General features: G+C 64.9%; 7 protein-coding genes and 1 pseudogene. 6 read left to right on the top strand and 2 right to left on the bottom strand.

Features of this window, described 5'->3' with window-relative positions:
- Nucleotides 1–628 precede the first annotated feature (628 nt).
- Both L8V01_RS11745 and L8V01_RS11740 read right to left on the bottom strand, forming a co-directional pair.
- Nucleotides 629–2,188 (bottom strand): YfcC family protein, encoded by a 1,560-nt coding sequence (locus tag L8V01_RS11745; RefSeq protein WP_269947161.1) that lies wholly within the window; start codon nucleotides 2,186–2,188, stop codon nucleotides 629–631.
- A 140-nt stretch (nucleotides 2,189–2,328) separates the two neighbouring features.
- Nucleotides 2,329–3,434 (bottom strand): annotated as a pseudogene (locus L8V01_RS11740) (putative PEP-binding protein).
- A gap of 122 nt (nucleotides 3,435–3,556) precedes the next feature.
- On the opposite strand from L8V01_RS11740, the gene L8V01_RS11735 reads away from it, so the two are divergent.
- From L8V01_RS11735 to arcC, 6 genes are all read left to right on the top strand, one after another.
- Nucleotides 3,557–4,899 (top strand): IS3 family transposase gene (locus tag L8V01_RS11735; protein ID WP_394371668.1). Its coding sequence is split into 2 segments (ribosomal slippage): nucleotides 3,557–3,998 and nucleotides 3,998–4,899, totalling 1,344 coding nucleotides; the frame shifts between segments, so codons are not numbered across the junction.
- A 95-nt stretch (nucleotides 4,900–4,994) separates the two neighbouring features.
- Nucleotides 4,995–5,552 (top strand): bifunctional pyr operon transcriptional regulator/uracil phosphoribosyltransferase PyrR, encoded by a 558-nt coding sequence (gene pyrR / locus L8V01_RS11730; RefSeq protein WP_239208176.1) that lies wholly within the window; start codon nucleotides 4,995–4,997, stop codon nucleotides 5,550–5,552.
- A gap of 5 nt (nucleotides 5,553–5,557) precedes the next feature.
- Nucleotides 5,558–6,493 (top strand): aspartate carbamoyltransferase catalytic subunit, encoded by a 936-nt coding sequence (locus L8V01_RS11725; protein WP_239208128.1) that lies wholly within the window; start codon nucleotides 5,558–5,560, stop codon nucleotides 6,491–6,493.
- 24 nt (nucleotides 6,494–6,517) lie between these two features.
- Nucleotides 6,518–7,804 (top strand): dihydroorotase, encoded by a 1,287-nt coding sequence (locus L8V01_RS11720; protein ID WP_269947160.1) that lies wholly within the window; start codon nucleotides 6,518–6,520, stop codon nucleotides 7,802–7,804.
- A 117-nt stretch (nucleotides 7,805–7,921) separates the two neighbouring features.
- Nucleotides 7,922–8,917, top strand: coding sequence for an ornithine carbamoyltransferase (gene argF, locus L8V01_RS11715; RefSeq protein WP_269947159.1), 996 nt, complete (start codon nucleotides 7,922–7,924; stop codon nucleotides 8,915–8,917).
- A gap of 16 nt (nucleotides 8,918–8,933) precedes the next feature.
- A complete protein-coding gene (arcC, locus tag L8V01_RS11710) occupies nucleotides 8,934–9,872 on the top strand; it encodes a carbamate kinase (RefSeq protein ID WP_269947158.1) in 939 nt (312 codons plus the stop codon).
- Nucleotides 9,873–9,979: the final 107 nt, after the last annotated feature.

Genomic DNA, 9,979 nt, shown 5'->3' with positions numbered 1-9,979 from the left:
GGGCAAAAAACACGCACGTTATAGGCGCCGTTTCCGCTGATAGAAAGCCTGTGGGAAGCATTTTTATAATGCCAACGAGCGGGAGCTGGGCTACCACGAGCTCGAGATTGCGCTGACCGCGTACGGCGAGACCGGCGGGGAGGACGTCGAGAAGCAACCCGGGTACTACCGGCGGCGTTAAAGATCGGGGAGATCGCGTACAACGGCGTCGACGAGCTACTGGGCGGCGGAGGCGGCGTGCGCTCCGTGGCAGACGGTATCCGGGTACGGTCTGCCGATCGGCCGGAAGCTGGTGCAGGCGCTGACGGGCATCGTTCACATCGCCCGCACCACCCCGAAAACCACCCTGGCCACGCCTACTTGCCCAACAACATCGGCGTGCCGAGCGCCGGGGTGCACGCACACGCGCTTCATCGAGGTCCACCACGTTAAGGAATGGGAAAACGGGGCCACACAGATCTGGAGAATCTGCTGCCCCTGTGTTCCGCGTGCCATTCACTGGTGACGGACGGCTACCTGCGCATCGTTCGGGAGGCGTCGCACCTCCACTTCATCTACGGCGACGGTAGCCGGTACGTCTCTGTGAACCACTCCTTGCCCCGCCGAGGGCGGGGGGAGGGCGCCGGCCCTAGCTGTAGATGAGCACCTGCGCGACAAGCATCGCGCCGCCGAAGACGAACATGAACACCACCATCGGCCAGACGAACTTCAACCAGTGGGAGTACTTGATATGCAGCATCTGCAGCGTGGCCATAACCAGGCCGGTCGGGGCGATGAAGAGCATCGCGTACTGGCCCCAGTTGTAGGCGGACACGGCGATGAAGCGGGGGATGCCCACGGAGTCCGCGAGCGGGGCTATGATCGGCATCGCCAGCACGGCGAGGCCGGAGGACGAGGGCACCACGAAGCCGAGGAAGAAGAACACCACCATCAGCATCAGGATGAACACGGGGCCGTGCATGCCGGAGACGAGGCGGGTGGCGGCGTCGAGCATGGTGTCGGAGATCATGCCCTCGTTGAGGACCAAGTTGATGCCGCGGGCGAGGCCGATGATCAGGGCCACGCCCACCATCTCGGAAGCGCCCTGCGAGAAGGCCTCAACTACCTCGCCCTCGCTGAGCTTGTGCTTGCCAAACAGCGACAGGATCATGATGATGATCGTGATGATGAGGAAGGACGCTGCCATGGTGGGGAACCACCAGCCCTGGCTCATCACGCCCCACACCATGATGGGGAAGGCCGCGGCGAAGAGGATCAGGATGACCTTCTGCTTCAGGTCGAACGACCGGATGTCCTCCTCCGCGGTGTCGAGCTGCCACTGCGCGTTGAACTTCTCGCGGTCCTCGTAGGCGATGGAGGCCGAGGGGTCCTTCTTAATCTTCTTGGCGTACCAGTACAGGTAGGTAATCACCACGATCGCGCCCACCACCGCGCCGGCGGCACGCCAGCCGATACCCTCGGTGAACTTAATGCCCGCGGAGTTGGAGGCGATGATGACCGAGAACGGGTTGATGGTGGAGAATGCCGAGCCGATGGAGCCGGCGAGGAACACCGAGCCAACCACAACGATCGCGTCGAAGCCGAGCGAGATGAAGATGGGGGCGAGGATGGGGTAAAACGCCACCGCCTCCTCCTCGAGGCCGCAGAAGGAGCCGCCCATCACCATGAGGATCGACACCGCGGCGACGAGAATGAACTCGCGGCCCTTCGTCTTCTTGGTCAGCGCGAACAAGCCGGATTCGAACGCCCCGGTTGCGCGCACTACGCCGATGAGGCCGCCGAGCACCAGGATGAACACGATGATGTCCACGCCCTCGATGGTGCCGTGCACCATGCTGAGCGGGATGTCCATAAAGCCGGCGTGGTGCGGGTCAACGTGCTCGTAGGTGCCGGGGATGGAGACGGGTTTGGTGATGTCCCCGCCGGTGAAGCTGTCGATGTTGATCGGCACGCCCAGCTGGTCCAGGGTTTCCTGGGTGGCGGGCATGTCGCTGGTTTCGCCGCTCGGCGCGGTGACGACGAGGTCGCTGGCGCCCTCGTTGTACTCCACCTTGGAGTAGGAGCCGGCTGACACCCACCAGGTACAGAGCACCGCGATGACGGTGAGGAAAAAGAGAATGGTGAAGGCCGACGGGAACTCGAATTTCTTCTTCTCAGGGGCCTGTTGCTGGGGAGCTGCCGTGGTCACGGTGTTAGTCCTTCCCTGGCTAGGTGCCCGGGGCGAATGTCCCAGGCGAGTGGTCGGTACAGGAATAAGTGTAAACCCGCCACCATGCGCCACAGGCACCGCGAGAGGGTGATTATTCTTACAGCAATTGCCCTCGGATATCAGAGCAGGTCGTGCGCTGCGTCGCGGGCCTGCGCCGCCGTGGGCGCGGCGAGGGCCCGGCGCGCCATCTCGCGGCACGTATCCAGGTCGTGCCCGCGGAGCGCGGCCCGCACCGGCCCGATTTTGGAGGGGGCCATGCTTAGCGACGCCACCCCGAGCCCCACCAACACCAGAGCTGCAAGCGGGTCCCCGCCCGCCTCCCCGCACACCCCGACTGGCTTGCCGGCGGCCCGGCCACCCTCGGCGGCGGCGCGGATCATAGCGAGCACGGCGGGTTGCCACACGGACAGCAGCGGGGCGAGCTCGCCCTGCATGCGGTCGGCGGCCATCGTGTACTGGGACAGGTCGTTCGTGCCGATGGAGGCGAAGTCCGCCGCACCCAGGAGCTGTTCGGTGGTCAAGGCAGCGGCCGGGTTCTCCACCATCACGCCGACCTGGGGCAGGCCGAAGGAGCGGGCGCGGCGCACAAACCACTCGGCCTCCTCCTGCGTGGCCACCATAGGGGCCATGACCCACAGGTCGCAGCCGTCGACCGCCTCGCGCGCCATGGAGAGGCGCAGCCCACGGCGGCCAAGGGCGGGGTTGGGCTCCGCGCCGAGGCCGGCGAAGCGCAGCGGCTTGTCGGCGCCGGCGTCCAGGGTGCGCACCACCACGCGGCGGCGCCCGAACGCCTGAGCACGCCCGCATACATCTCCGCCTGCTCCGTCACGGTCGGCGCGCTCTCCCGGTCCACGAAGAGGAACTCGGTGCGGAGCAGGCCGCAGCCCTCCAGGTCCAGGCCGGACGCTGCGGCGGCGTCTGCGACGGTGCCGATGTTGGCCAGCAGCGTCACCCTGTGGTTGTGCTCCGCCGAGCCCGTGGAGCCCGCCAAAGCAGCCGCGCGGCGGCGCGACCGCTCGGCCAGGGCGGCGGTGTCAGTGTCGCTGGGGGTGATGATGACGTCGCCTGAGGTGCCGTCGATAGCTACAAAGCTCCCGGGTGCGACCCCGAGGATACCTTTGGCCTGCACCACGGCAGGGATGCCCGGCTGGGCGGCGAGGATCGCGGTGTGGGAGGTCGCGCCGCCGGCCTCGGTGACGATGCCGAGGACCCGGGCCGGGTCCAGGGTGGCGGTTTCCGCGGGGGCGAGGTCCGCGGCGACGAGGATCGAGGGGCGGTCGAGGGTGAACTGCTCCCCATTAGTTGGACTGAGAAAATCAGTTACCGACTAGTGGGGAGTAGTTTTCATTGAGAGCTCGAAGTTCGCTGAGTGAGCATCAGCGCGAGCAGTTGGTTGAACTTTTTGAGCAAGGCATGGGCTTTAAGGCTGCTGCCACTGCTCTTGATGTCTCCAAATACGCCGTCCGTATGCTCTATCGGCGGTTTACGCTGCATGGCAGGCTATGTCTCGTGGAGAAACCGACTAAGCAGCAGTATTCGTTCGAAATCAAGAAGGAAGTTGTCCAACGCCACCTTGCTGGTGAGACAGCGATGGATCTCGCGCGTGAATTTGGCCTGTCATCAGAGCAGCTAGTCAGCCAGTGGTCGTGGAAATGGCGTAAAGGTGGCGATGACGCGTTAAAACCGAAGCCGAAAGGCAGGCCTAAAGGTTCGGCCGCGCCGAAGCTGCTCACGGAGGAGGACAAGCTGCGTCGCCAGATCGCACGGTTGGAAGCGGAAAACGCTTACTTAAAAAAATTGCGGGACTTGAGGAATCAGGGACGCGCCTGAAAGTCCAGGCGATTGTCATCCTCAAGTCACAGCATCGTCTGCAATACCTTTTGGATGCGGCAGGCATGCCGAGATCGACGTTCTTCTACCACCAGAAACGACTCAGCGAGCCGGACAAGCACGCTGCGCTCAAAGACGCGATCCGGGAAAGCTTCGAACGTAGCAAGCATCGCTACGGCTACAGGCGAGTGCTACTTGACCTGCGCAACCAGGGGTGGGTGGTCAACCACAAGCTCGTCTACAAACTCATGTGCGAGTTGGGGCTTCGAGCCAAGGTCCGCCAGCGCAGGCCATATGTTTCCTACAACGGGACGATCAGCCACATTGCCGAGAACACACTTGACCGCAAGTTCACCCCAGATAAGCCAAACACCGTCTTTGTCAGCGACGTCACCGAGCTCAGGATCGCAGGCCGCAAAGTCTACCTGTCACCGGTGATGGATCTGTTCGACCGTTCAATCGTTGCCCACACCGTGGCTACATCACCGTCGACAGCCTTTACCGCCGATGCTTTAACTCAGACGATTAAAATGTGTGCGCCTGAGACTGGGTGGATGATGCACACCGATCAAGGTTTCCAGTACCAGCATTCGTCCTGGTGCAACCTCATTCATGACAACGGCGGTGTTCAGTCGATGTCGCGTAAAGCTAACTGCTACGACAACGCGGTCATGGAGAACTTCTTCGGCCACTTGAAAACCGAGATGTACCACGGAGAAGTCTTCGACACCGTCGCAGAGTTCAACCAGGCGATCGACGACTACATCCAGTGGTACAACACCGAACGCATCCAACAACGACTCAAGGGCCTGACCCCGATGCAATATCGAAATCAGACCCTTGAAGTCCTAACCACCTAGAGTTAAACCAGTCCAACTTTCGGGGGCCAGTTCATTGTGCTACCGTCTCCCCTAGCCCGAAAGGGTGCCACAACAGATCCTTTAAGGACCGCGCACTGACGCGGAGAAGGAGCAGAATAATGAGAGAACTCATGGACGCTGCGGATATCAACCGCACGCTCGACCGCATTTCGCACCAGATCATTGAAAAGACCGCGGACGCTGACCGCGTTGTCCTCCTGGGAATCCCCTCCGGCGGCGTTCCCTTGGCGAAGCGCCTCGCCACCAAGATCGAGCAGTACGGGGGAAAGACGATCCCCTCCGGCTCTCTTGACACCACGCTTTACCGTGATGACCTGCGCGGACGCCCGCACCGCGCGCTGCAGCCCACCTCCATCCCCGACGAGGGGATCGACGGCGCCACCGTTGTGCTGGTGGACGACGTGCTGTACTCCGGCCGCACCATCCGCGCCGCGCTCGACAGCCTGCGCGACCTGGGCCGCCCCGCGCGCATCCAGCTGGCGGTCCTGATGGACCGCGGCCACCGCGAGCTGCCAATTCGGGCGGACTACGTGGGCAAGAACCTGCCCACCTCCACCGAAGAAAAGGTCGCTGTGCTGCTGGAAGAGATTGACGGCAGCGACTCGGTCATCCTCACTCGAAAGGAAGCGTAAGAAGCGTGAAGCACCTCCTGAGCATTTCTGACCTGTCCAAGGACGAGATCGTCGCCCTGATGGACACCGCCGACCGCTTCCGCGAGTCGCTCGAGGGCCGCTCTGTGCCCCAGCTGCCCACGCTGCGCGGCCGCATGGTGTTCAACCTCTTCTACGAGAACTCCACGCGCACCCGCTCCTCCTTCGAGGCCGCGGGCAAGGCACTGTCGGCCAACATGATGAACATCGCCGCCTCCACCTCCTCGGTAAAGAAGGGCGAGTCCCTGCGGGACACGGGCCTGACGCTGAAGGCGCTGGGCGCCGACGCGATCATCATCCGCCACCCGCTCTCCGGCGCGCCCCAGCACCTGGCCGAGGTTGTCGCCCCGGGCGGCAAGGGCCCGAGCGTGATCAACGCCGGCGACGGCCGCCACCAGCACCCCACCCAGGCCCTGCTGGACGCGGTGACCATGCGCTCGCGCATCGGGGACGTGGCCGGCAAGAAGGTTGTCATCTGCGGCGACTGCCTGCACTCGCGCGTGGTGCGCTCCAACGTGGACCTGTTGTCCACCCTCGGCGCGGAGGTGGTGCTCGTGGCGCCGCCGACCCTGTTGCCGGTGGGCGTGGAGAACTGGCCGGTGCGCACCTCCGCCGACTTCGACGCGGAACTGCCCGACGCGGACGTGGTGATGATGCTGCGCGTGCAGGCCGAGCGCATGCTGGGCGGCTTCTTCCCGTCCAACCACGAGTACTCCGCGCTCTTCGGCATGAACGAGGAGCGCTCCGCCGCGATGAAGCCCGGCGCGATTGTCATGCACCCCGGCCCGATGCTGCGCGGCATGGAGATGGACTACGTGGTGCCGGACCAGGACAAGTCCACCGTGCTGCAGCAGGTGACCACCGGCGTGCACGCCCGCATGGCCGTGCTCTACACCCTTCTTGCCAACGAGGATCTGGCCTAACCGGGCCGCGAAAGGACGACTTCCATGACTTCCCTGCTCATCACCAACGTCCGCCCCTACGGCGAGGGCGAGCCTGTTAACGTGCTGGTGGAAAACGGCGTGATCGCCTCCGTCAACGCGGGCGCGGACGCCCAGGCGGATTCCACGCTCGACGGCAAGGGCGCCGTGCTCCTGCCGGGCCTGGTGGACATGCACGTGCACCTGCGCTATCCCGGCGGCGAAGACGCCGAGACCATCGAGACCGGCTCCCGCGCCGCCGCGCGCGGCGGGTTCACTGCCGTGTTCGCCATGGCGAACACCACCCCGGTGAACGATTCCCCGGTGATCTCCGAGGCCATCTGGCACAAGGGCCAGCAGGTGGGCCTGTGCGACGTGCACCCGGTGGGCGCCGTTACCAAGGGCCTAGAGGGCGAGACGCTCACCGAGTTCGGCCTCATGGCCCGCTCCGACGCCAAGGTGCGCATGTTCTCCGACGACGGCAAGTGCGTTGACAACCCGCGCGTCATGCGCCGCGCCATCGAGTACGCCCGCGGTACCGACGTGTTGCTGGCCCAGCACTGCGAGGAGCCGCGCCTGACCGAGGGGGCCAGCGCCCACGAGGGCGAGAACGCTGGCCGCCTCGGCCTGGGCGGCTGGCCACGCGTCGCCGAGGAGTCCATCGTGGCCCGCGACATCCTGCTTGCCCGCGACTACCACGGCCGCGTCCACTTCTGCCACGCCTCCACCGCCGGCTCCGTCGAGCTGATCGCATGGGGCAAGCAGCAGGGCGCGGACATCACCGCCGAGGTGACCCCGCACCACCTCCTGCTCTCCGACGACCTGCTGGACACCTACGACGGCACCTACCGCGTCAACCCGCCGCTGCGCGAGGAGACCGATGTGGAGGCGTTGCGCAGGGCGCTTCTCGACGGCACCGTGGACGTCGTCGCCACCGACCACGCACCCCACACCCCCGAGGACAAGGCATGCGAGTTCGAGCTCGCCCGCCCGGGCATGCTGGGCCTGGAGACCTCCCTGGCCATCATCGCCGAGATCTTTGTCAAGGGCGGCCTCGCCGACTGGCGCTGGGTGGCCAAGGTCATGTCCGAGCGCCCCGCCGAGATCACCCGCCTCGCCGACCAGGGCCGGCCCATCGCCGAGGGCGAGCCGGCCAACCTGACCCTGGTCAACGAGGACGACACGTGGGCGGTGGACGAGGCCGGCTTCGCCTCCAAGTCCAGCAACACGCCGTACCGCGGCCACACCTTCAGCACCCGCGTCGCCGCGACGGTGTTGCGGGGCGAGGTGACGTTCGCTGGGGATCGTCGATAAGCAAACAGTGATAATTCTCATACGCGTTGGGCATAGAACAAGCAGCCGCCCCGGCGTTACCATCGACAGTGGACGGAATTACCACTGTCCCCTACCCAACGCGAAAAGGAGTTTCCAATGCCTGTCAGCCTCAGCGGCCGCAACTTCACCAAGCTACTCGACTTCACCCCCGATGAAATCCGCTACCTGATCAAGCTCTCCAAAGAGTTCAAGAATCTGAAGCTCACCGGCACCCCGCACCGCTACCTTGAGGGCAAGAACATCGTCCTGCTCTTTGAGAAGACCTCCACCCGCACCCGCTGCGCCTTCGAGGTCGCCGGCATGGACCTGGGCATGGGCGTGACCTACCTGGACCCGGGCTCCTCGCAGATGGGCAAGAAGGAATCCATCGAGGACACCGCCCGCGTGCTCGGCCGGATGTACGACGGCATCGAGTACCGCGGCTTCGCCCAGGAGATCGTCGAGGACCTGGCCGCCAACGCCGGCGTGCCGGTGTGGAACGGCCTGACCACGGAGTTCCACCCCACCCAGATGATCGCGGACATGCTCACGGTGGAGGAGAACTTCCCGCAGGGCCTCAAGGGCCTCAAGTTCGTGTTCATGGGCGACGCCCAGAATAACGTGGCCAACTCGCTCATGGTCGTCTGCGCCAAGCTGGGCCTGGACTTCGTCGCCTGCGGCCCGCAGGAGCAGATGCCCAAGGCCGAGCTGGTGGAGCAGTGCAAGGAGATTGCCGCTGAGAACGGCGGCTCCGTTACCCTGACCGAGGACGTGGACGCGGCCGCCACCGGCGCGCACGTGATCTACACCGACATCTGGGTGTCCATGGGCGAGCCCGACGACATCTGGGAGTCCCGCATCAAGCTCCTCGAGCCCTACCGCGTGACCAAGGACGTCATGGCCAAGGCCGCCGACGACGCCATCTTCATGCACTGCCTGCCCTCCTTCCACGATACGAAGACCACCATCGGCGCCGACATCGCCGAGAAGTTCGGCGTGTCCGAGATGGAGGTCTCCGACGAGGTCTTCGAGTCCGCGCAGTCCAAGGTTTTCGACGAGGCCGAGAACCGCATGCACACCATCAAGTCCGTCATGTACGCCACCCTCAGCTAGGAGAATCAGAATCAACATGGGACACCGTTTGGTTGTCGCCCTCGGCGGGAACGCCTTGGGCAACTCGCCCCAGGAGCAGCTCGAGCTGATCCAGGGCACCGCCACCGCGCTGGTCGACCTCATCGAAGGCGGCCACGAGGTGATCATCACCCACGGCAACGGCCCCCAGGTGGGCATGATCAAGGTTGCCACCGACAATTCGGCCGAGAAGGTCGGCGGCACGCCGGAGATCCCGTTCCCCGAGTGCTCCGCCATGAGCCAGGGCTACATCGGCTACCACCTGCAGCAGGCGCTGGAAAACGAGCTCCACAAGCGGGACATTGCCAAGCCCGTGGCGTCGCTGATGACCCAGACACTAGTTCAGGCCGATGACCCGGCCTTCAACAACCCGAACAAACCCGTCGGCTCCTTCTACTCCGAGGAGGACGCGAAGCGCCTCATGGAGGAGACCGGCGAGACGTACGTGGAGGACTCCGGCCGCGGCTGGCGCTGGGTTGTGGCATCGCCGCAGCCGACGGAGATCGTCGAAGGCGAGGCCATCACCTCGCTCGTCAACGCAGGCGCAGTGGTTATCTCCACCGGCGGCGGCGGCATCCCCGTTGTCCGCCGCGACGGCGGCGGCTTCGAGGGCGTGCCCGCCGTGATTGACAAGGACCGCTCCGCCGCGATCATGGCTGACCAAGTTGGCGCGAGCCACCTGATCATCCTCACGGCCGTGGCGAACGTGGCAGTCAACTTCAACACGCCCGAGCAGCGCGACCTGACCGAGATCACCGTCGACGAGGCCAAGCAGCACATGGCGGACGGCCAGTTCGCCCCCGGCTCCATGCTGCCCAAGGTGGAGGCGTGCGTCTCCTACGTCGAGGGCGGCGCCGGGCGGACCGCCATCATCACCTCGCTGGAGAACGCCGGCGAGGCCCTGAACGGCACCGTGGGCACCTCCATCAAGAGCTAAGCCCGCCGCCCAATCGCGGGGCGCGGAACTTGGAAAGGTTCCGCGCCCCGTTTTTCGTGGCCAAATAGTTGGCGCGCACCAACTTGTCCGCAATGCGGAGGTTTGAG

Origin of the sequence: Corynebacterium curieae, from assembly GCF_027570035.1 — a bacterium.
Taxonomy (GTDB): Bacteria; Actinomycetota; Actinomycetes; order Mycobacteriales; family Mycobacteriaceae; genus Corynebacterium; species Corynebacterium curieae.
Note: the sequence above shows the minus strand (reverse complement) of the source record. Positions and strands in the feature narration are given on the sequence as shown.